This is a genomic window from Aeromicrobium fastidiosum (genome assembly GCF_017876595.1).
Lineage (GTDB): Bacteria > Actinomycetota > Actinomycetes > Propionibacteriales > Nocardioidaceae > Aeromicrobium > Aeromicrobium fastidiosum.
In genome coordinates this window covers 2,582,618-2,605,867 of record NZ_JAGIOG010000001.1, presented here as the reverse complement: position 1 = coordinate 2,605,867, position 23,250 = coordinate 2,582,618, and the positions used below count along the sequence as shown (strand labels likewise).

Sequence of the window (23,250 nt, the reverse complement as noted above, 5' to 3'; positions counted from 1 at the left end):
TCAGCGCCCCGGATGTTTCGGGTTGGTCACGCCCGGAACAAAGGCCCGTGAAGTGGCTGTGTCCGCGTGTTACGCGACCGGCCAGGCCTCGCCGCGCCAGGCGCTGTCCCAGAACATCCACTCGAAGCGGGTCGAGCGACGGTAGGCGTGCAGGACCGCGGTGCGATCAGTCGCGACGGCATCGAGGTAGGCCTCGGCGCGGCCGACCGCCTCGTCGAACTCCGGCGCCGCGTAGGCGTCGATCCATGCCCCGAACGGATGGTCGCCCGGCGCACGGCGCGCCATGACGTGCCGTCCGACCTCGGCGTACACGCGGAAGCACGGCAGCACCGCAGCCAGCGCGACGTCGAACGGCGCCGCGTGCGCGGCGGCCTCGAGCGAGCCGGTGTAGGCGACGCACGTCGGTGACGCCTCGGGCACGGCCGCCGTGTCGGGATCGAGGCCACGAGGGACCAGGTAGGCCCGGTGCAGCTCACGCTCCGCGGCGACGGCCCCCACCGCGGATCCGGCCAGCAGCTCGACCCCGGCGACGTCCGGGGCCCGTGCCGCCAGCGTCGACAGCACCCGCGCGTAGCGGTCGAGGTAGTGGGCGTCGTCGACCAGGTAGCGGGCGAAGACGTCCTCGGGCAGCGATCCGTCGGCCAGCCCCATGACGAACCCGTGCCGGCAGATCGCGTCGAACCAGTCGCCGACCGACTGCCAGCACTCCTGCGAGACGGCGGTCATCCGTGCACCCGGTGGTCGACGGGCCCGCTGCCGCGCCCCAGCTCGAGCCCGGCACCGGCGACCAGCGCCCGCGTCAGGTAGTCCTTGGCCGACGTCACCGCGTCGGGCAGGTCGTCCCCACGCACGAGGTACGCGGCGATCGCCGACGAGAGGGTGCAGCCCGTGCCATGGGTGTTGCGGGTGCGCACCCGGGGCGACTCGAGACGGCGGACGCCACTCGCCGAGACCAGCACGTCGACACACCGGTCACCGTCGAGATGCCCGCCCTTGGCCAGCACCGCGCCGGGGCCGAGTGCGAGCAGAGCCCGCGCGGCCGCCTCGAGGTCGTCCGGCGAGTCGATGCCGAGCCCCGTCAGCACCTCGGCCTCGGGCACGTTGGGCGTCACGAGCGACGCCAGCGGCACGAGCAGCTCACGGATCGCGGCGGCGGCGTCCTCGGGCACGAGCCGGTCGCCGGACGTCGCGACCATGACGGGGTCGAGCACGACCGCGGGCACAGGGCGCTCCCGCAGCATCGCCGCGACGGCCCGGACGACCTCGACCGAGCCGAGCATGCCGATCTTGACGGCGCGCACGTCGAGGTCCGTGACGACGGCCTCGTACTGCTGCCTGACGAAGGCCGCCGGCACGGCGTGCACCCCGGTGACGCCCAGCGTGTTCTGCGCCGTCAGGGCCGTGACGACCGTGGCACCGTAGACGCCCAGTGCGGCTGCCGTCTTGAGATCGGCCTGGATGCCGGCACCGCCCGAGGGGTCCGATCCCGCGATGGTCAGCATGACTCCCGTGCGGGTCATCGCACCGCCGCCGTCTCCGCGAGTGCGGCGTCGACCACGCGGCGCAGGTGCTCCGCCGCAGACCGCGGATCGGCCGCGCCGCAGATCGCGCTCACGACCGCCACCCCGTCGGCACCGGCGCGGACGACGTCGGCCGTCCTGTCGAGGTCGATGCCGCCGATCGCCACCAGCGGGAGCCGCCGCGCGAGCAGGTCCGCCACGGCCCGGACGCCCGCCAGCCCGAACGGCTCGGTCGCATCGGGCTTGGTCACCGTCGCCCACACGGGGCTGACCGCGACGTAGTCGCACGCCGCCAGCTGCGTGTCGTCGCCCAGCTGGTCGAGGTGGTTGATCGACCAGCCGATGACGGCATCCGGTCCGAGCGTGGCCCGCGCGACGCTGGGCGGGACGTCGCCGGTGCCGACGTGCACGCCGTCGACGGCCCGCGCGGCCTCGACGTCGTCGTCGACGATGACGGCCACATGAGCCGGCAGCGTCGCCCGCAGGGCCCGCGCCCGATCGGTCAGGGCTCGTGTCGTGGCGTGCTTGTCACGCACCTGCACGCAGGTCGCTCCCCCGCTGACAGCCGCGGCCACGACGTCGTCGAGCCGCTCCGTTCCGGGGTCGGTGACGAGGTACAGGCGCAGGTCGATGGTCACGACCGGACGACCCGGGCCGAGGCCACGCGGACGTCGTCGAGCGCCGCCAGCTCGTCGAGGAGCGCGACCCGGAACGATCCCGGCCCCGCCGAGCGCTCGCCGGCCCGCTCGCCCGCGACCGCGAGCATCACCATCGCCGCGACCGAGGCCTCGAGGGCGTCGGGCTCGACGGCGCAGCACGCCGCGACCAGCGCCGTGGCCGAGCACCCGAGCGCGGTGACCATCGGCATCCAGGCGTGGCCTCCGTGCACGACCGCGGTGCGGGAGCCGTCGGTGACGACGTCCTCCACCCCGGTGACCACGACGACGGTCGCCAGGTCACGGGCGAGACCCCTCGCCGCGTCGACGGCGTCCGACGAGGCGGCGTCGCTGTCGACGCCGCGGCCCCCGGTCTGCGACGTGGCGATCGCGAGGATCTCGCTGGCGTTGCCGCGCACGACCGTCGGCCGGTGCTCCAGCAGCTGTGCGACGATCTCGCGCCGGTAGGCCGTCGCCCCGACCGCCACGGGGTCGAGCACCCAGGGCGTGCCCACTTCGTGCGCGGCCCGGGCCGCCTCGATCATCCCGTCGACCCAGCTCGGTGACGGCGTGCCGATGTTGACGCCGACGGCCGAGGCGATGCGCGCGAACTCCCCCGACTCGTGCGGGTCGTGCACCATCGCCGGCGACGCCCCGACGGCGTTGAGGACGTTGGCGGCGACGTCCATCGAGACGTAGTTGGTCAGGTACTGCACCAACGGTGACTGCGCGCGGACCGCCGCGACGATCGACGGGGTCGCGGACGTGACAGTGCTACTCATGACAGGCTCCCTAGCGCCGGTGCTAACCGGATCAGGTTCGTCGGGTCTCATCTCAGCCCCTCGTGGGGCACCCCGGCTGTATGACGCCGACGATACACATCCCGCTCCGCCGCCCAGAGCGCCCCCTCACGCTCGCGAGTCGCTGAATCACCAACGGCGAGCCACTCGCTCACACACGAGGTGTGAACGAGTGACTCGCCGAGGGGTACTGGGTGACTCGCGAGCGGGGTGGTGGTGACTAGCGGGCGGCCTGGCCGTCGATGTAGTCGGCGTCCTGCTGCTTCCAGGAGAAGTGCGAGCGCAGGATCTTGCCGGTCTTCTCGATGGGGTGTCCGGCCTCCTCCTCGCGCAGGCGCAGGAACTCCGGCGCGCCGGCGTCCTGGTCGTCGATGAAGCGCTTGGCGAACGTGCCGTCCTGGATCTCGGCGAGGACGCTCTGCATGCGCTCCTTGACCGAGCCGTCGATGATGCGCGGTCCCGAGACGTAGTCGCCGTACTCGGCGGTGTCGGAGATGCTCCAGCGCTGCTTGGCGATGCCGCCCTCCCACATGAGGTCGACGATGAGCTTGAGCTCGTGCAGCACCTCGAAGTAGGCGATCTCGGGCTGGTAGCCCGCCTCGGTCAGCGTCTCGAAGCCGGCCTGGACCAGGTGCGACATGCCGCCGCACAGCACGGCCTGCTCGCCGAACAGATCGGTCTCGGTCTCCTCGGTGAACGTCGTCTTGATGACGCCGGCGCGGGTGCCGCCGATGGCCTTGGCGTACGACAGCGCGAGGTCCCACGCCTTGCCGCTGGCGTCCTGCTCGACCGCGATGATGTCGGGGATGCCGCGGCCGTCGACGAACTCGCGACGGACTGTGTGGCCCGGGGCCTTCGGCGCGACGAGCACGACGTCGACGCCCTTGGGCGGCGCGATGTAGCCGAAGCGGACGTTGAAGCCGTGACCGAAGACGAGAGCGTCGCCGTCGACCAGGTTGGGCTCGATGTGCTCGGCGTAGACGTGACGCTGCACCTGGTCGGGCGCGAGGATCACGATGACGTCGGCCTCCTCCACGGCCTCGGCGACGTCGCGGACCCGCAGGCCCTCGGCCTCGGCCTTGGCGCGGCTCTTGGAGTTGGCGGGCAGTCCGACGCGCACGTCGACACCGGAGTCGCGCAGGTTGAGCGCGTGAGCGTGACCCTGGCTTCCGTATCCGATGACAGCCACGTTGCGGCCCTGGATGATGCTCAGGTCTGCGTCGTCGTCGTAAAAGAGTTCAGCCACGGGTTCAGGTCTCCTTGGAAGGCGTGATGAAGGGGTTCGGGGGTGGTCAGCTGGCCTGCGTGCCGGGGACGGTGCGCAGCGTGCGGTCGGTGATCGATCGGGGTCCGCGGCCGATGGCCACACGTCCCGACTGGGCGATCTCGCGGATGCCGAAGGGCTCGAGGACGTTGAGCATCGCCGTGAGCTTGCCGGCGTCGCCCGTCGCCTCGATGGTCACGGCATCGGTGGCCACGTCGACCACCTTAGCCCTGAACAGATTGACGGTCTCGAGCACCTGTCCGCGGGTCTGCGGGTCGGTCTTGACCTTGATCAGCATCAGCTCGCGCTCGACCGCGCTGGACGAGTCGAGCTCGACGATCTTGAGCACGTTGACGAGCTTGTTGAGCTGCTTGGTGACCTGCTCGAGGGGCAGCTCGTCGACGTTGACGACGATCGTCATGCGCGAGATCTCTGGGATCTCGGTCGGACCCACGGCGAGCGACTCGATGTTGAAGCCGCGGCGCATGAACAGGCTCGACACGCGGGCGAGGACACCGGGGGTGTTCTCGACCAGGACGGAGAGAGTGTGCTGCGTCGTCATCGCAGTCCCCCCTGCGTGGGAAGGGCACGGTACGCAGCCGGGACTGCATGCCTGACATGGTTCATTCGCTGGCGCTCATTCACTAGATGTCCTCGTCGTCCCAGTTGGGGGCCAGGTCGCGCGCGATCTGGATGTCGTCGTTGCTGGCGCCGCCGTGGACCATGGGCCACACCATGGCGTCGCGCTCGACCACGAAGTCGATCACGACCGGGCGGTCGGTGATCGCCATGGCCTTCTCGATCGTCGCGTCGAGATCGGCCTCGTTGTCGCAGCGCAGCCCGACGCAGCCGTAGGCGTCGGCGAGCTTGACGAAGTCGGGGATGCGGCGTGCGCCGATCGACTCCGGGCCCGTGTTGAGGTCGGTGTTGGAGTAGCGGCCCTCGTACAGCAGGGTCTGCCACTGGCGGACCATGCCGAGCGAGGAGTTGTTGATGACCGCGACCTTGATCGGGATGCCCTCGAGCGCGCACGTCGCGAGCTCCTGGTTGGTCATCTGGAAGCAGCCGTCACCGTCGATGGCCCACACGACCGAGCCGGGCAGACCCACCTGGGCACCCATGGCGGCCGGGACGGAGTAGCCCATCGTGCCCGCGCCACCGGAGTTGAGCCACTGGCGGGGACGCTCGTAGTCGACGTAGTGCGCGGCCCACATCTGGTGCTGGCCGACACCGGCCACGTAGGTGGCCTCGGGACCCGCGATCGCGCTGAGGCGCTCGATGACGGTCTGCGGTGCCAGGCCCTCGGCGGGCTTGTCGTAGCCGACCGGGAACCTGGCCTTGATGCCCAGCACCTGCTCGCGCCACGCGGCGTAGTCGCCCTCGACGCCGTCGTCGTCGGCCTGCTTGCGCAGCGTGCCGATGAGCTCGGCGATGACCTCGCGGCAGTCGCCCACGATCGGGACGTCGGCGGTGCGGTTCTTGGAGATCTCGGCAGGGTCGATGTCGGCGTGGATGATCTTGGCCAGCGGCGCGAAGGTCGACAGCTTGCCGGTGACGCGGTCGTCGAACCGCGCACCCAACGAGATCAGCAGGTCGCTGCGCTGCAGGGCCGTCACGGCTGCGACGGTTCCGTGCATGCCCGGCATGCCCAGGTGCAGCTCGTGCGAGTCGGGGAACGCACCACGGGCCATGAGCGTCGTGACGACGGGGATCTGCGTCAGCTCGGCGAGCATCTTGAGCTCAGCGGCCGCCTCGGCCTTGATGACGCCTCCGCCGACGTACAGCACGGGACGCTCGGCGGCGGCGATGAGCCGCGCGGCCTCGCGCACCTGCTTGCCGTGCGGACGCGTCGTCGGACGGTAGCCCGGCAGCGCCAGCTCGGTCGGCCAGTCGAAGGTCGTGGACGCCTGCAGCGCGTCCTTGGCGATGTCGACCAGCACCGGGCCGGGACGCCCCGTGCCGGCGATGTGGAACGCCTCGGCGATGACGCGCGGGATGTCGGCGGCGTCGGTCACGAGGTAGCTGTGCTTGGTGATCGGCATCGTGATGCCGCGGATGTCGGCCTCCTGGAAGCCGTCCGTGCCGATCAGGTGCGTCGCGACCTGGCCCGTGATGGCGACGATCGGGACCGAGTCCATGAAGGCGTCGGCGATCGCGGTGACGAGGTTGGTGGCACCCGGGCCGGAGGTCGCCATGCACACGCCGACCCGTCCGGTGACCATCGCGTAGCCCTGTGCGGCGTGGCCGGCACCCTGCTCGTGCCGCACCAGGATGTGGCGGATCTGCTCGGAGTCGAACAAGGGGTCGTAGGCCGGGAGGATCGCGCCGCCCGGGATGCCGAAGATCGTGTCCACGCCGGCATGCTCCAGCGCCCGCACGAGGCTCTGCGCCCCGGTCAGCTGCTCGGAGATCTGCTCTGTCATGAGTGTCGGTACCTAACTGTTCGGTTCATCCTAGGCCGGGCGTGCCCGGCACCTTCTCGGCGTGTGGCCATAAAAAAAGCCCTCGGCCCCAGAAGCGTTCACTGGGTGCGATCGAGGGCGACGCGATGTCTGGTGGACGTCGCGTCAGTCACGTACTACGAGCAGGTGCGCATGCATGCATCCAGCATGATCGGCCCCACGACAAATATCAAGCCGCGAGACAGGACGTACCACCATGTGGACGCCACGACCCCTGACGACGCCCCCGATTGGCCTCATCCCGGGTCGATGCGGTGAGATGGAGTCCTGACCTGCACGACGCAGGCACCCATCTACCTAGGGGAACCCACATGAAGAAGACCTTGAGCGCGGCGTTCGTCGTCGCAGCACTCGCCCTCACGTCCGCCTGTGGCGGCGGCGGCGACCGGCCCACCAAGGCCGAGGTCAAGACCGCGATCACGAGCAAGGACAGCGTCTTCGGCTCGGCCATCCCCGAGAAGTCCGCCGACTGCGTCGCCGGCGTGCTCGTCGACTCCGACGTCTCGGACAAGACGCTCAAGGCGATCGTCGACAGCGACGACGACTACAAGGGCAGCAAGGACGACGAGAAGGCCCTCACGAGCCTGACCAAGGAATTCGCCAAGTGCGTCACGCCCAGCTGATCAACACCCCGTAGCTCCACGAGGGCCCGGCGAAGCACGTCTTCGCCGGGCCCTCGTGCGTCGTCAGTCGTCCGTCGGTCGTCCACCGTCACCAGGGCGACGCGACGTAGTCCTTCAGGAAGACGCCGTGGACGTCCTCGCCCGCCTCACCGCGGATGATCGGGTCGTACACGCGTGCCGCGCCGTCGACGAGGTCGAGCGGTGCCTTGAAGCCCTCTTCGGCCAGCCGCACCTTGGTGGGGTGGGGACGCTCGTCGGTGATCCAGCCCGTGTCGACGGCGGTCATCAGGATGCCGTCCTCGGCAAGCATCTCCCCCGCGCTCGTGCGGGTCAGCATGTTGAGCGCCGCCTTCGCCATGTTGGTGTGCGGGTGGCCCGGTCCCTTGTAGCGACGGCTGAACTGGCCCTCCATCGCCGACACGTTGACGACGTACGTGCGGCGCGCGTCGGCCGCGGCCATCGACGGTCGCAGCCGGCTGACCAGGATGAACGGCGCGGTGGTGTTGCACAGCTGCACCTCGAGCAGCTCGAGGGCGTCGACCTCGTGCACCCGCTGCGTCCAGCTGTTGACGTCGACGGTGTCGGGCACGAGTCCCCCGGCGTCGATGCGCTCGAGATCGGCCGAGCCCGCGGCCAGCGCCAGCGACGTGAGTTCCTCGGCGGTGTAGGCGTCGCCTGCCAGCACGGGGTGGGCCGACACCGAGCCGACGAGAGCTGCCGGGTGGGCGTCGCTGGTGTGGCCGAACGTCAGCAGCTCGGGCAGCGGGCCGTCGGGCAGCGGTGCCGACTCTGCCTCGGCCAGCGGGGCGTATGCGCCCGGCGTGCGGCGCACGGTCTGGGCCGCGTTGTTGATCAGGATGTCGAGCGGTCCCTGGGCGGCGACCGAGTCGGCGAGGCCCACGACCTGCGCCGGGTCGCGCAGGTCGATGCCGACGATGCGCAGGCGGTGGATCCAGTCGGCGCTGTCGTGCATCGCGGTGAACCGCCTCACGGCGTCGTGGGGGAACCGGGTCGTGATGGTCGTGTGGGCTCCGTCGCGCAGCAGCCGCAGCGCGATGTACATGCCGATCTTGGCGCGACCGCCCGTCAGGAGGGCGCGCTTGCCGGTCAGGTCGGTGCGGGCGTCGCGCTTCGACCGGTTGAGGGCCGCGCAGTCGGGGCAGAGCTGGTGGTAGAAGGCGTCGACGACGGTGTACTTCTGCTTGCAGATGTAGCAGGGCCTCGGCACCAGCAGCGTCCCAGCGGACGCTCCGGCAGCATTCGAGACCAGCGGGATGCCCTCGGTCTCGTCGTCGATGCGGGTCGGCGAGCCTGTGGCGGTCGTGGCTACGACGGCGCGGTCGGCGGCGGCCACCTCGGCGCGCTTGGCCAGGCGGCGCTGCTTCTTGACGTCCTTGTAGAACTTGCCGCACGCGTGGCGCAGGGCCACGTAGGCCGCGTCCTCGTCCTCGAGGAACTGGGCCTCGCCCAGCACCTTCAGCGCGGTCGCGAGCTCGTCCTCGGTGAAGGACGCGGGACGTGGGGATGGCATTGCTCCATTGTCGCCGACCGCTCACCTGCGCCCGGCCGCGGGCTCAGCGCCGCCAGAGACGCCGACGGCGGCGGCCGACCAGGTCGTTCCCGCCGACGGCCGACCGCACCTCAGGGGGGACCTCGGCCAACGGAAGGACGCGGACCGTCGCGACGCCGAGGGCCGCAGGAGACGCCGCCGTGAGCAGCGCGCTCTCCAGCGACCTGCTGACGACGGAGCGGTCGACGTCGTCACCGGCGTCCCACGCGAGGCAGCCGATCGGCGGGCTGTCGTCGACGGTGTACATGAAGGCCGGCAGCGCGGTGACCCCCGCGATCTCGGCAGACTGGACGACTGAGGCGGCGGCACCGGCGGGGATCTCGTCCCACGTCGTGACCCGCACGGCCACGTCGACCGGGAAGGCTGCCGTGAACGGCTTCAGACCGGCCACGTAGGCCGGCGACGCCGTCATGCCCGTCGTGGTCTCGGGGTCGACCTGGACGCCGATGCCGTCGGGCAGCAGCCTCAGGAGGTCGCGCACCAGGATCGGCTTGAGCTCCCACGACTCGACGTGCAGCGCCTGCTCGGCGATCCCGGCGCTCGTCCACACCGCGACCACCTGCTGGCCGGGTGCCGGCTCGGCACCCGAGAACACGCCGGTCGTCCGGTCGACGCCGATCAGCACGGTGGCGAACAGGAAGTCCCACCTGGTCGCGAACACTGCGCTCATCGTGGACCGTGGTGGCCGACGGGGAGCACGCCGGGGCTGACTGCCATGAGCTCGATCACCCCTGGACGATATCTCCTCGTCCCGAACCCACCGCCGCGCAGCATCGCGCTGTCGAAGTCGGTGATCAGCAGGCTCTCCCCCACGTCACGCACCGTCGCAGCATGCGGAACGGTGAGGGACAGGCCGCCCGCGAAGGCGATCGTGAGCTCAATCCTGTCGTCGGTCACCGACTCGAGCTCGTACCAGCTGTCGTAGGGCCTTCCGAGCCATCCGTCCGGCATCAGCACGTAGACGCTGCTCCACCGCCCGAAGAAGGCGCGGACGACCGCGGCGGACAGCTGGCCGATCATCTCGAGGAAGTCGCGGCAGGCCGCGTCCTCGTCCTCGAAGACCCGCAGGTCGTAGTAGGTGCCCCGTTCGGCGTACGCCGTGAACCAGGTGTCGTCAGGACGATGGAGCAGGACCGATGTGTCGTCGCCGGGCAGGCGACCGTCGTCGTCACCAATCCGCACGTGCCGGCCCGGGCGGTCGGACGCGGCGACGGCCGCGCGGACGTCTGCGACGGTCAGCGTGCGAGTCATCCGCGCCGGGCCCGCGCTGCCGATCTCGATCGCTCCCTCGCGGACGGTGTGGACGCCGCCGCCTTCACGGCCGAATGTGGCGACGTCGAAGTCGCGGATCACCAGACGTCCGCCGACCTCGCGGATCGTGGCGTCACCGGTCACGACCACCGAGCGACCGGTGTCCAGCTCGATCGTGAGCCCGCGGAAGTCACCCGTCACGGCGTGGAGCGTGGCACCGTCGTCGTAGGACCGGCCGTCCGGCAGGATCAGGCCGACCGGCTGACGTCGCGCGAAGAAGTCCCGCACCACGTCCACGGCGGAGTCGGCCGGACGGCGGCGCACCCACCGGCGTAGCCACCTCACCGTTGTCGCCACCGCAGAGCCTCGAGATCAACCCCCGGAGCGGGGAGGTTCTCCGACGTGAGCGCGGCGCGGCAGGTCGCGCGGACCTCCGCGGCGGGCATACCCATCATCGCCTCCGGGTTGTCGCGGCGGCGGTCAACGCCACCGGTGGAGTGTCAGATCAGCCGCAGACGGCACCGTCGGCGGCCGAGCTGACGAGCTTGCGGTACTTGGCGAGCACGCCCTTGGTGTACTTGGGCGGCAGCGGCTCCCAGCCGACCTTGCGGGCCTCGAGCTCGTCGGCGTCGACCGCGACGTCGAGGCGCTTGTTGGCCACGTCGAGGGTGATCTGGTCGCCGTCCTGGACGAACGCGATCGGACCGCCGTCGACGGCCTCGGGCGCGACGTGACCGACGCACAGGCCCGTCGTGCCGCCGGAGAAGCGTCCGTCGGTCATGAGCAGGACGTCCTTGCCGAGGCCTGCTCCCTTGATGGCGCCCGTGATGGCCAGCATCTCGCGCATGCCGGGGCCGCCCTTGGGGCCCTCGTAGCGGATGACCACGACGTCGCCGGCCACGATCGTGCCGGCCTCCAGCGCGTCCATCGCCTTGCGCTCGCCGTCGAAGACCCGCGCGGTGCCCGTGAACACGTCGGAGTCGAAGCCCGCGCTCTTGACGACGGCACCCTCGGGGGCCAGCGTGCCGTGCAGGATCGTGAGGCCACCGGTCTTGTGGATCGGCTTGTCGATCGCGCGGATGACGTCGCCGTCGATGCGCTGCTCGATGTGCGCGAGGTTCTCGGCCATGGTCTTGCCCGTCACCGTCAGGCAGTCGCCGTGCATCAGGCCGGCGTCGAGCAGCGCCTTCATGATGACGGGAATGCCGCCGACCTTGTCGACGTCGTTCATGACGTAGCGGCCGAACGGCTTGAGATCGCCGAGGTGCGGCACCTTGTCGCCGATGCGGCTGAAGTCGGCGAGCGTCAGGTCGACCTCGGCCTCGCGGGCGATCGCCAGCAGGTGCAGCACGGCGTTGGTCGAGCCGCCCAGCGCCATGACGACCGTGATGGCGTTCTCGAAGGCCTTCTTGGTGAGGATGTCGCGGGCCGTGATGCCCTGGCGCAGCAGCTCGACCACGGCCTCGCCCGAGGCGATGGCGTACTCGTCGCGGCGGCTGTCGATCGCGGGCGGCGCGGACGAGCCGGGCAGGCTCATGCCGAGCGCCTCGGCGGCCGATGCCATGGTGTTGGCGGTGTACATGCCGCCGCAGGCTCCCTCGCCGGGGCAGATCGCGCGCTCGATCTTGTCGACCTGCTCACGCGACATCTTGCCGGCCAGGCACGCGCCGACGGCCTCGAAGGCGTCGATGATCGTGACGTCCTTGCCGTCGACGTTGCCGGGCATGATCGAGCCGGCGTAGACGAAGACGCTCGCGAGGTCGAGCCGCGCGGCGGCCATCAGCATGCCGGGCAGGCTCTTGTCGCATCCCGCCAGCAGCACCGAGCCGTCAAGGCGCTCGGCCATCATGACGGTCTCGACGGAGTCGGCGATGACCTCACGGCTCACGAGCGAGAAGTGCATGCCCTCGTGGCCCATCGAGATGCCGTCGGACACCGAGATCGTGCCGAACTCGAGCGGGTATCCCCCGCCGGCGTGCACGCCTTCCTTGGCGCGCTTGGCCAGGCGGTCGAGCGACAGGTTGCAGGGGGTGATCTCGTTCCAGCTGGACGCGACACCGATCTGGGGCTTGACCCAGTCATCGTCGCCCATGCCGACCGCGCGCAGCATGCCTCGCGACGCGGTGGCCTCGAGGCCATCGGTGACGGTGCGACTGCGCGGCTTGATGTCGATCTCGTTCTCGGGGGGCATGGTGCACAGATTACGCGGTGGCCCCGGTCGCCGGTCTGCGAGTCCGCTCAGAAGAGCGGGACGAACAGCAGCGCGAGGCCCCAGCTGACGAAGCTGCCGACCAGCACGTACTCGGCCCTCAGGCCGTCGGTGTTGTCGCGCGAGATCTCGGGGAACCGCAGGATGCCCTTGGCGGCGACGACGATCGCGATCGCGGCGAGGTTGCCGCTCAGTGCGCAGGCCAGCACGAACCACCGCTCGAGCGGGCCCAGCACGCGTCCTCCCTTGAGGTCGGCCCCCTGGGCCAGCACCTGCGGACCCGTGGCACCCAGGACCCGTCGCACCACGACGTTGGCGGCGGTCGTGAGGAACAGCACGACGCCCAGCCCGAGCGCGGCCCGGTCGAGCGGGACTGTGGCCAGCCGCGGGATCGGCAGGTCGACGTACCAGTCGTCGAGGGCCGCCTCGCCGAACGACACCCATCCGGAGGTGACGACGAGGGCCGCGGCCACGACCGCGAGCACCGTAAGCCCCGCCGATGAGTCGTGGCTCGCCGCGTCGACCCAGATGACGACCACGAGGGCGATGACGAGCGTCAACCAGATCGTGTGCCAGCCACCGCCGAGCAGCAGCAGGCCCGCCACGGTCACGACGAGCGCCGTCACGATCTTGAACCGTCGCACGAGGTCGGCGATGCCGACGGCTGCGAGCAGGACGGCAAGGGCGCTCATGCCCGGCCGCCGGAGAGCATCGGCAGGTGGTCGATCGACTCGATCAGCGCCCCGATGCCGGCGCGGTGGCGTTGCGACACCGCCGAGACCGAGATGCCCTCCTGCTCGGCCAGCTGCGTCCGCGTCCGGCCCTGGACCACGCCGAGCGCGATGCGGCGCTGGCGGGCGTCGAAGCCGCTGACGAGCTCGTCGCGCATCAGCAGGTAGGCATTGGCCATGTCGGGTTCCTCCGTCTCGTCGCGCACGATCCAGGTGCGCAGCCCCGGCAGGTGACGGCTCTTGTCCTTGGCGGTGTCGATCGCCGTGCGCGCCGACCACCAAGCGGGGCCGTCCTGCGTCAGACCGTAGTTGGACGTACCGACGATCTCGATCGTCCCGACCCCGATGCCGAAGCGGCAGTCCATCGTGTCGGGCAGCGCCAGTCGCACCAGCACCGTCGCCAGCAGGGCGTCGTGGAGGTCTGCGTACACCCCCTGCAGCTCGTCGCCGATCGTCGGCTCGAGCGGCTGCAGGGCGGACGCGACCTGCTGGTTGACCGTGTCGAGGGCATCCTGCAGGCTCCGCTGGGCCTCGGCGCGCGAGGGCTGGTCACGGGACCCCACGAGGTCGCCGATCACGGCGTACAGAGATGAAGCGTCACGGTTCATTTCTTTATAGTGAAGCGTCCTGCTTCAATACGCAAGAGTGAAGTGTCGAGCTTCACTCGATAGCATGCTGAGCATGATCGCCTTCGTCACCAGCTCCGGCAGCCGCGTCCACGACACCGACCTCCCGCTCCTGGCCGCGGCCGCGGCCGACCGGGGTACCGGCGGCGAGGTCGTGGTCTGGGACGACCCGACGGTCGACTGGGCCTCGTACGACGCCGTCGTCGTGCGGTCGTGCTGGGACTACCTCGCCCGCCGCGACGAGTTCCTCGCCTGGGCCGCCTCGGTGCCCCGCCTGCACAACACCGCCGACGTCCTCACCTGGAACACCGACAAGGTCTACCTCCGGCAGCTCGAGGCGGCAGGCGTCCCGATCATCGAGACACGGTGGGACGTCGCTACCGGGGACGACCTCGGCGACCACGCGGAGTGGGTCGTCAAACCGACCATCTCGGCAGGATCCAAGGACACCGCGCGATGGGGCACCCGCGAGGAGGTCTGGGAGCACAGCGCGTCGCTCGTCGCGGCCGGCAGGGCGTCCATGACCCAGCCCTACATCGCCTCGGTCGACGACGAGGGCGAGACCGCGATGCTGCACTTCAACGGCACGTTCTCGCACGCGATCCGCAAGGGGCCCCTGCTCGAGCGCGGCGAGGGCGTCCGCCAGGACCGGGACAGCCGCGAGAGCATCACGCCCCGGTCGCCGAGCGAGGCCCAGCACGAGGTGTCGCAGCGAGCCATCGCCGCGGCCTGCGAGGCGCTCTCGCTCGACGAACCGCCGCTATACGCCCGTGTCGACCTCGTCACGGCCACCGACGGGTCGCCGTTGCTGATCGAGCTCGAGCTGGCCGAGCCCAGCCTGTTCCTGCCCCAGTCCGGCGGCGGAGCGGACCGCTTGGTCGACGCGATCCTCGCCCGGGTCTGATCCCACCCGAGGCGGTGCGCCAGCGTCGACTTCCGATCTCACCATGGACGCCAGCGCACCGCCCCCGACGCCATGATGGTCCGACGAGCGCCGGCGGCACGCGCATCCGCGGCTGGACCCATGACGGCGACGGCACGCGCATCCGCGGCTGGACCCATGACGGCGACGGCCCCGCTCGTCGCCGAGATCCTCGCGCTACGTCCCATCCCCGGCGGCTGAGCCACGTGTCGCAGGGCGAACACGTGACTGGGACGCGGTCCTGCTGGGCCAGCGTCGAGCAGGGCCGCGCACCGTTCGACCGGTGACGCCGATCGAACGGGCGAGCACCACCCACAGGATCGTCAGGGGGATCGCCGACCAGGCTGCCTCGAACGGTCCACCGATGACATGACGCACCGGGATCGTCCAGGTGAGGACGAACAGCGCCACGCAGGAGAGCCGTGTCGTGCGTGACCCGATGTGCTCCACGATCCACAGGATCGGCACGAGGGCCACGACCAGGTCGTAGACGACCAGGTGGGGCGAGGCGACGACTGTCGCGGTCATCGCGAGCATCCACATCGGCAGCTCGGCCACACCACGTGACCGCGCCCGCCACAGCTGACCGATGACGACGAGGACGGCCGCGACCGCGATGACGCCGCTCGTCGACGAGGGAAGGCCCAGTGTGGTCGCGAGAGCCGGCAGCGACTGCATCTTCCAGGCCTGCGCGGCCTGGACCACGGTGTGGAAGGTGTCCGACGTCAGCACCTGGGCCCAGTCGACGACTCCATCGACCCCGACTGCTCGGACGGACAGCAGGGCCAGAGCCGCCGCGGTCGCCGCCCAGGCGGCCAGCGCCCGCCACCGGCCCTGCACCACGAGCACGATCGGCACGACGAAGAACAGCTGCGGCTTGAACAGTCCCAGGGCCAGGACGGAGCCGCCGAGCACGTCGCGACCCGCCAGCAGCAGCCTGATCCCGGCGACCCACAGCAGCACCGACGCCCCTGTGTCCTGGCCGGATCCCAGCAGCTCGAACACGGGCTGGGTCGCGAGCAGCACGACGTAGACGCCTCGGGCGTGGTCGCGGAACAGCCGAGGCGCGAAGGGACGCACGAGGTGGCCGGCCGCCACCAGGCACGCTGCGGAGAGCACCGTCCAGGCGAGGGCGGCCGTGCCGTAGTCCAGCATCGCGAAGGGGACGTACAGATAGGCCGAGAAGGGCGGGGAGACGAACCACGAGAGGGGTCCTTCGCCCAGCTCGTCGGTCTGCAGCACCTTCTGGGCGAAGGGGTCGTAGAGCACTCCGGCGTCGCCGTCCAGCAGCATGCGGCCACCGGTCCAGTGGGCCAGGAAGTCGGGCAGCACCACGTTCCCGCCGGCGATGAACGGCATGTCACCGAGGGCGATGGCCGCCGTCATCACCACCACGCTGCCGATGAGCAGGGCAACCGGGTAGAGGAGCATCCGCTCCGGCGAGACGAACCGGTCGACGGCCGACGCCGCGACCGCCGACGACGACCGGAGACGGGTGACGAGGCGGCGCACCGGCCCATTGTCGGTCATGAGGTGGGGCACGCGAGGGCGTTCGCGACATGTGGCTGGCGTTGCAGCACCGGCCCTCCCCGTGGACAATCGGCGCGTGACCACACCCACCGCGGCCCTCGTGCGCTACTACGACGTCACGAGCGCCGACGGCACGCGCATCCGCGCCTGGACCAACGATGGCGACGGCCCGACGGTGCTGGTCTCGAACGGCCTCGGCACCAACCCGCACGCCTGGCCGACCCTCATGCGCGCGGGCAGCGGCGTGCGCGTCATCGGCTGGAATCACCGCGGCACCGGCGGATCCGCCCGCCCCGCCGACGGCCGCGTCGACCTCGACTCGTTCATCGAGGACGCCCTCGCCGTCATGGACGACGCGGGGCTCGAGACCACGGTTGTCGCGAGCTGGTCGACCGGCGTCACGATCGCCTTCGAGCTGGCGACCCGCCACCCCGAGCGGGTCTCCGGCATCCTCGCGGTCGCCGGGGTGCCCGGCAACACGTTCTCGACGATGCTCGCCCCGCTGCACGTGCCGCCGCTCGTCGCCCGGGCGATGATGGTCGCCCTCGCCCGGTCGGTCACGGTCACCGGCCACGTGCTGGCACCCGTGACCCGCAAGCTGCCCTGGACCAACCTCACGACCGACGTCGTCCGCAAGACGCACATCATCTTCCCGTCCGCCGACACCGCCGAGCTGCGAACGCTGCTGCAGGAGTTCTTCACGACCCACCCCGCCTGGTACGCCAAGCTGGCACTGAGCGTCTCCGAGCACGCCCGGGTGTCACTGCGCGACATCGACATCCCGGTGACGTTCGTCGCCGGCAAGTGGGACGTGTTCACGGGAGCGCCCGCGATGCTGACCGCCTCGCAGCGAGTCCGCGGCTCCCGCTACCGCGAGCTCAACGGCACGCACTTCATCCCCGTCGAATTCCCCGACGTCGTGCTCGAGGAGCTCAAGGAGCTGCTGGCCCGCGTGGGTTGAGCCACCCGCGCCCACCCGTGGGCGGTGGATCATCCACCGAATGACGCCGAAACTCGCGCGTTTCGGTGGCAGATCCACCGCCGCCGCGGGGGTCTACGACAGCTTCTCGAGGATGAGCTCGCGCACGCGGCCGGCATCGGCCTGACCGCGCATCTCCTTCATGACCGCACCGATCAGCGCCCCGGCCACTCCCTGGTTGCCGGCGCGGATCTTGGCCGCGGCGTCGGGATCGGCCTCGATGGCCCGGTCGACGGCTGCGCCCAGCGCACCGTCGTCCGAGACGACCTCGAGCTTGCGGGCGACCACGACCTCCTCGGGCGTGCCCTCACCCGCGATGACGCCGTCGAAGACCGAGCGAGCGAGCTTGTCGTTGATGCGCTTGGCATCGATGAGGCCCTGGATCTCGGCGACCTGCGCGGGCGTGATGCCCAGCGCGTCGAGGTCGCGGCCGGTCTCGTTGGCGCGGCGCGCCATCTCTCCGAGCCACCACTTCTTGGCGGCCTGCGGCGTCGTGCCGGCCCCGACCGTCTCGACGATCAGGTCGAGCGCACCCGCGCCGATCGTGTCGCGCATGTCGAGATCGGAGAAGCCCCAGTCGGCCTGCAGCCGCGCACGGCGGACGGCCGGCGGCTCGGGCAGCGTGGCCCGCAGCTCCTCGACCCACTCGCGCGACGGCGAGACGGGGGCCAGATCGGGCTCCGGGAAGTAGCGGTAGTCGTCGGCGTCGGACTTCTCGCGGCCCGACAACGTCGTGCCGGTGTCCTCCTGGAAGTGCCGGGTCTCCTGCACGACCTTGCCACCGGCGTCGAGGATGCCCGCGTGACGCGAGATCTCGAAGCGAACGGCGCGCTCGACCGACCGGAACGAGTTGACGTTCTTGGTCTCCGACCGGGTGCCGAGGGTCGTCGAGCCCTTGGGCTTGAGCGACAGGTTGACGTCGGCGCGCAGCGATCCCTGGTCCATCCGGACGTCGGAGACGCCCAGGCCGCCGATGAGGTCGCGGACGTACGAGACGTAAGCACGGGCGACGGCGGGGGCCTTCTCGGGCGGCACCTCGATCGTGCGGGTGACGATCTCGATCAGCGGGATGCCGGCGCGGTTGTAGTCGACCAGCGAGAAGTCGGCACCGTGGATGCGTCCGGTGGAGCCGCCGACGTGCAGCGCCTTGCCGGTGTCCTCCTCCATGTGGGCACGCTCGATGTCGATACGGAACGTCTCACCGTCCACCTCGACGTCGACGTATCCGTCGAACGCGATGGGCTCGTCGTACTGCGACGTCTGGAAGTTCTTCGGCATGTCGGGGTAGAAGTAGTTCTTGCGCGCGAAGCGGCACCACTCGGCGATCGAGCAGTTGAGCGCGAGGCCCATGCGGATCGCCGACTCGACGGCCTTGGCGTTGACGACGGGCAGCGCGCCCGGCAGCGCGAGGCACACGGGGCACACCTGGGTGTTGGGCTCGGCACCGAACTCCGTCGGGCAGCCGCAGAACATCTTGGTCGCGGTGTTGAGCTCGATGTGGATCTCGAGGCCCATGACGGGGTCGTAGCGGGTCAGGGCCTCGTCGAAGGGGACGAGCGTCTCGACGGTCATCGGGTTGCCTCCAGCTCGGGTGCCTGGGACAGCAGCGTGCCGCCCCACTTCTGCTCGAGCAGCTGCTCGAGGGCGGCCGCCGCGTTGTAGAGGCGGTCGTCGGCCTTCTGCGGGGCCAGGAACTGCAGTCCGACCGGGAGGCCGTCCTCCGCAGCGAGGCCGACCGGCAGCGACAGGCCCGGGATGCCGACGAGGTTGGCCGGGATCGTGGCGATGTCGCCGAGGTACATCGCCAACGGGTCGTCGAGCTTGTCGCCCAGCGGGTAGGCCGTGGTCGGCGACGTCGGCGAGACCAGCACGTCGACGTCGGCGAACGCGGCGTCGAAGTCGCGCGCCAGGATCGTGCGGACCTTCTGCGCCGATCCGTAGTACGCGTCGTAGTAGCCGCTCGACAGCGCGTAGGTGCCGAGGATGATGCGGCGCTTGACCTCGCTGCCGAAGCCCGCGTCGCGGCTCGACGCCATGACCTGCTCGGCGCTGGGGTCGTCGACGCCGGCAGGCGGCACGCGGACGCCGTAGCGCATAGCGTCGAACTTGGCGAGGTTGCTGCTCGCCTCGCTCGGCATCACGAGGTAGTAGGCACCCAGGGCGTACGAGATGCTCGGGATCGAGACCTCGACGACCTCGGCACCGGCGGACGTCAGCAGCTCGACGGCCTCGGTGAAACGCGCCTCGACGCCGGGCTGGAAGCCCTCGCCGCCGAGCTCGCGGACGATGCCGATCTTGAGCCCCTTGACGTCGGCGCGACGTGCGGCGGCCACGACGGCCGGGACGGCGTCGGGGATGCTCGTGGAGTCCATGGGGTCGTGACCCGCGATGAGCTCGTGCAGCAGCGCGGCGTCGAGCACCGTGCGGGTGACCGGGCCGGCCTGGTCGAGGCTGCTGGCCATCGCGACGAGGCCGTAGCGGCTGACCCCGCCGTACGTCGGCTTGACGCCGACAGTGCCGGTGAGCGCTCCGGGCTGGCGGATCGAGCCGCCGGTGTCGGTGCCGATCGCGAGCGGCGCCTCGAACGCGGCGACGGCAGCGGCCGAGCCACCGCCGGAGCCACCGGGGATGCGCGTGGTGTCCCAGGGGTTGTGGGTCGGACCGTACGCGGAGTGCTCGGTCGACGAGCCCATCGCGAACTCGTCCATGTTGGTCTTGCCCAGGATCGGCAGGCCCGCAGCCTTGATCTTGGCGGTGACCGTGGCGTCGTAGGGCGGGATCCAGCCGTCGAGGATCTTCGAGCCGCACGTCGTGGGCATCCCGCGCGTGGCCAGGACGTCCTTGACGGCGATCGGCACGCCCGCGAGGTACGACAGCTGCTCGCCCTTGGCGCGACGGTCGTCGATGTCGGCGGCCGTCGCGAGAGCACCCTCGGCGTCGACGTGCAGGAAGGCGTGGATCGCTCCGTCGACGGCTCCGATGCGGTCGACCAGGGCCTGGGTCACCTCGACCGAGGAGACCTCCTTGGCCGACAGCGAGCGGGCCAGCTCGTCGGCGGTCTTGCGGGTCAGGTCGGTGCTCATCAGCTCTCCCCCAGGATCTTGGGCACCAGGAAGCGCTGCTGGTCGGACGCCGGGGCGGCCGCGAGCGCGTCCTCGGGCGACAGGCTCGGACGGACGACGTCCTCGCGGAAGACGTTGTCGACCGGCACGGGGTGGCTCATGGCCGGGACGTCGTCGCCGGCCACCTCCTGGACGCTCGCGACGTGCTCGAGGATCGCCGGCAGCTCGGTGGCGAGGTGGTCGAGCTCAGCGTCGCTGAGGTCGATGCGGGCGAGGCCGGCCAGATGGACGACGTCGTCGCGCGAGATACCCGTGACGGGCTCAGACATGCGCGGTCCTTGGGATCGTGGGTGTGATGCGGGGGCGTACCGATCCATCCTAGTGACCGCGGGTACCCGGCCCCACCGGGCATCACGCCCCACCGGATAACGGCATTCTCTGACAGGATCGGTGCATGGCAACCGAGCGCATCTCCCACATCGGCCGCGTCGGCCTGACGTTCGACGTCATCGACACCGGGCCCCTCGACGGCATACCCGTGGTCCTCCTGCACGGCTTCCCCCAGCGCGCGACGTCGTGGGCCGCGGTGTCCGAGCGCCTGCACGCGGCCGGGCTGCGCACGTACGCGCTCGACCAGCGGGGCTACTCCCCCGGTGCCCGTCCGAGGTCGCGGTTCGCCTACGGGATCGACGAGCTCGTGGCCGATGTCAAGGCGCTGGTCGACGAGATCCGCACGCCTGTTCACGTCGTCGGTCACGACTGGGGCTCGGCCGTCGCCTGGGCCGTCGCGGCGTCCCACCCCGACTCCGTCCGGTCGCTGACCGCGGTGTCGGTGGCCCACCCCGGCGCGTTCCTGAAGTCGATGGTCAGCAGCTCGCAGCTGCTCAAGTCGTACTACATGCTGATGTTCCAGCTGCCCGCCGTTCCCGAACGGATGCTCAGCCGTCGCGGCGGGCTCGGCGAGAAGATCCTGCGGGCGTCTGGCATGGACACCCGGATGATCGAGACCTTTCGTGCCGAGATCGTCGCCGACGGGGCCCTGCGCGGCGGCCTCGGCTACTACCGGTCGCTCCCGAAGTCGGCCGGAGCCTTCGGCCGCAAGGTCTCGGTGCCGACGACGTACGTGTGGAGCGACGGCGACACGGCGCTGGTGCGGCGCGGGGCCGATCTCACGCCGCAGTACGTCACGGGCCCCTACGAGCTCGTGGTGATGAGCGGGGCGACGCACTGGATCCCCGACCAGAACCCCGTCGAGCTCGCCGAGATCATCGAGCGCCGCGTGGGCTCCGTCTGACGCCTCGCGGTTCGGCCTGACGTTCTCGCAGACACACCGCCAGCGTGTCTGCAGAAACGTCAGGCCCAGCGGGGTGTCAGTCCCGGGCGGCCGCGAGGTGCGCGTGAACCTGCGACACGGCCCCCGCCCCCTCGCCACTGGCCGAGGCGACGCGCTTCATCGACCCCGCACGGATGTCACCGGCCGCGAACACCCCGGGCACGGACGTCTCGAGCGGTGCCGGCGGCAGGCCGTCCCGCCACAGCTCCTTCGGCACGTCGCGCCCCGTGAGCACGAAGCCGCGCGCATCGCGCACCACCTCGTCGGGCAGCCAGTCGCATCCGGGCTCGGCACCCAGCAGGAGGAACAGCCCGTCGGCGGGCACCGTCCGCGTGGTGCCGTCGGCGTCGAGGTCGGCCAGCGAGATCCGCTCCAGGTGCCCGTCGCCTCCACCGTCGACGACCTGCGCGCGCGTGAGCACCGTGATGTCGTCGTGCGTCGCGATCTCGTCGACGAGGTAGGCCGACATCGTCTCGGCGAGCGTCGGCCGGCGCACGACGATCGTCACCGACCGGGCGAACCTGGCCAGGTGCAGGGCAGCCTGTCCCGCGGAGTTGCCCCCGCCGACGATGAACACGTCCCGCCCCTCCATCTCGCGGGCCACGCTCGTCGCCGCGCCGTAGTAGACGCCCATGCCCACGAGCGCCTCGAGCCCGTCGACGCCGAGCCGGCGATAGCGGACGCCGCAGGCGATCAGCACCGATCGGGTCTGCAGCACCCCCTCGTCGTACGACACCTCGTGCACGTCGCCCAGCGTGAGCCCCTCGACCGCGCGCCCCGTGAAGATCCGCGCGCCGAACCGCGTCGCCTGCAGGCGCGCCCGGAAGGCGAGGCGCATGCCGGAGACGCCGCGCGGGAACCCCAGGTAGTTGCGGATCATCGAGCTCGTGCCGGCCTGCCCACCGACCGCCTCCGGATCGAGCACCACGGTGCGCAGCCCCTCGGACGCGCCGTAGACGGCTGCGGCGAGCCCGGCCGGGCCGGCACCGACGATCAGCAGATCGGCCACGAAGTCGTCGCCGAGGTCGGACGGGGCGCCGTAGAACCCGGCCGCGACGAGCCGATCGGTCGCCCCGACGACGGTCGGCCTGCCGAACGCCGACACGAGCGGCAGCTCGGCGCCTGACCCCACCTCGGCGAACAGCTCGTCGGCGACGGCGCTGTCGGGGCGGTAGCGCGTCCACGGCACCCCCATCCGGTCGAGGAAGTCGCGGATGCCGGCCACCGCGGGCTGGGTCCCGTCGTCGACGATGCGCACCCCGGCCACCTCGGGCGTCGACGTCGAGGTCGCCCACTCCGAGAGGTACTCGGTGATGGCGGTGTGGAACTCCTCGTCGCGCGGACCCTGCGGGATCAGCAGATAGGTGTCGAGCCTGCCCACTGCGAGCGCCGGGCGAAGCACCTCCAGCGCCTGCTGGAACGTCCCCGACGGCACGAGCACGATGCGCCGGCTGCTCGGCGACAGCTTGCGCAGATCGTCCACGAGGCCCAGCGCCACCTCGCCGAGGCCGTGGTCGACCCCGACGAGGGCGATCTGTCGACCCTCCGCGACGAGCGCCCCCGCCGGTTCGAGGACGCCGTCCGGCCCCAGCAGCGTCCGGACGTCGTAGTCGCGCGCGTAACGACCCCGGAACTCGTTCTCGAGCACGTCGCGGCTCTCCGCCGTGGCGACCAGCAGGATGACGGGCTTCGGACGCGGCGACTCGGTCATG

At 70.8% G+C, this 23,250-nt stretch carries 22 protein-coding genes and 1 riboswitch; of the genes, 4 read left to right on the top strand and 18 right to left on the bottom strand.

What is annotated here, in order from left to right:
* Positions 1–69: 69 nt before the first annotated feature.
* The 7 genes from JOF40_RS12905 to JOF40_RS12875 form a co-directional block, all read right to left on the bottom strand.
* Complete coding sequence (locus JOF40_RS12905; RefSeq protein ID WP_129185888.1) at positions 70–726, bottom strand: TenA family protein; 657 nt, start codon at positions 724–726, stop codon at positions 70–72.
* Positions 723–1,520: a bifunctional hydroxymethylpyrimidine kinase/phosphomethylpyrimidine kinase gene (thiD, locus tag JOF40_RS12900; protein WP_209674587.1), complete on the bottom strand. Its 798-nt coding sequence runs from the start codon at positions 1,518–1,520 to the stop codon at positions 723–725. The genes JOF40_RS12905 and thiD overlap by 4 nt, the downstream gene beginning before the upstream one ends.
* On the bottom strand, positions 1,517–2,158 hold the full coding sequence (gene thiE, locus JOF40_RS12895) for a thiamine phosphate synthase (RefSeq protein WP_129185887.1): 642 nt from the start codon (positions 2,156–2,158) through the stop codon (positions 1,517–1,519). The genes thiD and thiE overlap by 4 nt, the downstream gene beginning before the upstream one ends.
* Positions 2,155–2,958 (bottom strand): hydroxyethylthiazole kinase, encoded by an 804-nt coding sequence (gene thiM / locus JOF40_RS12890; protein ID WP_129185886.1) that lies wholly within the window; start codon positions 2,956–2,958, stop codon positions 2,155–2,157. Before thiM ends, thiE begins: the two co-directional genes overlap by 4 nt.
* A riboswitch (TPP riboswitch) is annotated at positions 2,948–3,043 on the bottom strand. (Overlaps the previous gene by 11 nt.)
* Positions 3,044–3,196: 153 nt before the next feature.
* Positions 3,197–4,222 carry a ketol-acid reductoisomerase gene (ilvC, locus tag JOF40_RS12885; protein ID WP_129185885.1) on the bottom strand — a complete coding sequence of 342 codons (1,026 nt, stop codon included), beginning with the start codon at positions 4,220–4,222 and terminating at the stop codon, positions 3,197–3,199.
* Positions 4,223–4,268: 46 nt separating this feature from the next.
* The gene (gene ilvN, locus JOF40_RS12880) at positions 4,269–4,802 is read right to left on the bottom strand and encodes an acetolactate synthase small subunit (protein ID WP_129185884.1); all 534 of its coding nucleotides are present in this window, start codon (positions 4,800–4,802) and stop codon (positions 4,269–4,271) included.
* 82 nt (positions 4,803–4,884) lie between these two features.
* Positions 4,885–6,663 carry an acetolactate synthase large subunit gene (locus JOF40_RS12875; RefSeq protein ID WP_245343136.1) on the bottom strand — a complete coding sequence of 593 codons (1,779 nt, stop codon included), beginning with the start codon at positions 6,661–6,663 and terminating at the stop codon, positions 4,885–4,887.
* A 350-nt stretch (positions 6,664–7,013) separates the two neighbouring features.
* Here JOF40_RS12875 and JOF40_RS12870 point away from each other — a divergent pair, with 350 nt between their 5' ends.
* Complete coding sequence (locus tag JOF40_RS12870) at positions 7,014–7,325, top strand: hypothetical protein (RefSeq protein WP_129185883.1); 312 nt, start codon at positions 7,014–7,016, stop codon at positions 7,323–7,325.
* Between the two features lie 88 nt (positions 7,326–7,413).
* On the opposite strand, the gene JOF40_RS12865 is transcribed toward JOF40_RS12870, so the two are convergent.
* The 6 genes from JOF40_RS12865 to JOF40_RS12840 form a co-directional block, all read right to left on the bottom strand.
* Positions 7,414–8,856 carry an SDR family NAD(P)-dependent oxidoreductase gene (locus JOF40_RS12865; protein WP_129185882.1) on the bottom strand — a complete coding sequence of 481 codons (1,443 nt, stop codon included), beginning with the start codon at positions 8,854–8,856 and terminating at the stop codon, positions 7,414–7,416.
* A gap of 43 nt (positions 8,857–8,899) precedes the next feature.
* Positions 8,900–9,565: a hypothetical protein gene (locus JOF40_RS12860; protein WP_129185881.1), complete on the bottom strand. Its 666-nt coding sequence runs from the start codon at positions 9,563–9,565 to the stop codon at positions 8,900–8,902.
* On the bottom strand, positions 9,562–10,491 hold the full coding sequence (locus JOF40_RS12855) for a hypothetical protein (protein ID WP_129185880.1): 930 nt from the start codon (positions 10,489–10,491) through the stop codon (positions 9,562–9,564). The genes JOF40_RS12860 and JOF40_RS12855 overlap by 4 nt, the downstream gene beginning before the upstream one ends.
* Before the next feature lie 160 nt (positions 10,492–10,651).
* Complete coding sequence (ilvD, locus tag JOF40_RS12850; protein ID WP_129185879.1) at positions 10,652–12,337, bottom strand: dihydroxy-acid dehydratase; 1,686 nt, start codon at positions 12,335–12,337, stop codon at positions 10,652–10,654.
* A gap of 47 nt (positions 12,338–12,384) precedes the next feature.
* Positions 12,385–13,047: a hypothetical protein gene (locus JOF40_RS12845; protein ID WP_129185878.1), complete on the bottom strand. Its 663-nt coding sequence runs from the start codon at positions 13,045–13,047 to the stop codon at positions 12,385–12,387.
* Positions 13,044–13,694 carry a SatD family protein gene (locus JOF40_RS12840; protein WP_129185877.1) on the bottom strand — a complete coding sequence of 217 codons (651 nt, stop codon included), beginning with the start codon at positions 13,692–13,694 and terminating at the stop codon, positions 13,044–13,046. Before JOF40_RS12840 ends, JOF40_RS12845 begins: the two co-directional genes overlap by 4 nt.
* A gap of 73 nt (positions 13,695–13,767) precedes the next feature.
* On the opposite strand from JOF40_RS12840, the gene JOF40_RS12835 reads away from it, so the two are divergent.
* Entirely contained in the window at positions 13,768–14,616 is an 849-nt protein-coding gene (locus JOF40_RS12835) for an ATP-grasp domain-containing protein (RefSeq protein ID WP_209674585.1), read from the top strand.
* Positions 14,617–14,811: 195 nt separating this feature from the next.
* On the opposite strand, the gene JOF40_RS12830 is transcribed toward JOF40_RS12835, so the two are convergent.
* Complete coding sequence (locus tag JOF40_RS12830; RefSeq protein WP_188111947.1) at positions 14,812–16,146, bottom strand: glycosyltransferase family 87 protein; 1,335 nt, start codon at positions 16,144–16,146, stop codon at positions 14,812–14,814.
* A 94-nt stretch (positions 16,147–16,240) separates the two neighbouring features.
* Here JOF40_RS12830 and JOF40_RS12825 point away from each other — a divergent pair, with 94 nt between their 5' ends.
* Positions 16,241–17,125 (top strand): alpha/beta fold hydrolase, encoded by an 885-nt coding sequence (locus JOF40_RS12825; RefSeq protein ID WP_188111948.1) that lies wholly within the window; start codon positions 16,241–16,243, stop codon positions 17,123–17,125.
* A 93-nt stretch (positions 17,126–17,218) separates the two neighbouring features.
* Here JOF40_RS12825 and gatB read toward each other — a convergent pair whose 3' ends face one another.
* Genes gatB through gatC form a run of 3 tightly spaced genes read right to left on the bottom strand, consistent with a single transcriptional unit; the run spans position 17,219 to position 20,534 of the window.
* Positions 17,219–18,715: an Asp-tRNA(Asn)/Glu-tRNA(Gln) amidotransferase subunit GatB gene (gene gatB, locus JOF40_RS12820; RefSeq protein WP_129185873.1), complete on the bottom strand. Its 1,497-nt coding sequence runs from the start codon at positions 18,713–18,715 to the stop codon at positions 17,219–17,221.
* The gene (gatA, locus tag JOF40_RS12815) at positions 18,712–20,226 is read right to left on the bottom strand and encodes an Asp-tRNA(Asn)/Glu-tRNA(Gln) amidotransferase subunit GatA (protein ID WP_129185872.1); all 1,515 of its coding nucleotides are present in this window, start codon (positions 20,224–20,226) and stop codon (positions 18,712–18,714) included. Before gatA ends, gatB begins: the two co-directional genes overlap by 4 nt.
* Entirely contained in the window at positions 20,226–20,534 is a 309-nt protein-coding gene (gene gatC, locus JOF40_RS12810; RefSeq protein WP_129185871.1) for an Asp-tRNA(Asn)/Glu-tRNA(Gln) amidotransferase subunit GatC, read from the bottom strand. The genes gatA and gatC overlap by 1 nt, the downstream gene beginning before the upstream one ends.
* Positions 20,535–20,659: 125 nt before the next feature.
* Here gatC and JOF40_RS12805 point away from each other — a divergent pair, with 125 nt between their 5' ends.
* Complete coding sequence (locus tag JOF40_RS12805; protein WP_129185870.1) at positions 20,660–21,499, top strand: alpha/beta fold hydrolase; 840 nt, start codon at positions 20,660–20,662, stop codon at positions 21,497–21,499.
* Positions 21,500–21,575: 76 nt separating this feature from the next.
* Here the strand turns inward: JOF40_RS12805 and JOF40_RS12800 are convergent, their stop codons facing one another.
* Positions 21,576–23,249, bottom strand: a complete 1,674-nt coding sequence (locus tag JOF40_RS12800; protein WP_129185869.1) for an NAD(P)/FAD-dependent oxidoreductase — start codon at positions 23,247–23,249, stop codon at positions 21,576–21,578.
* Position 23,250 lies beyond the last annotated feature (1 nt).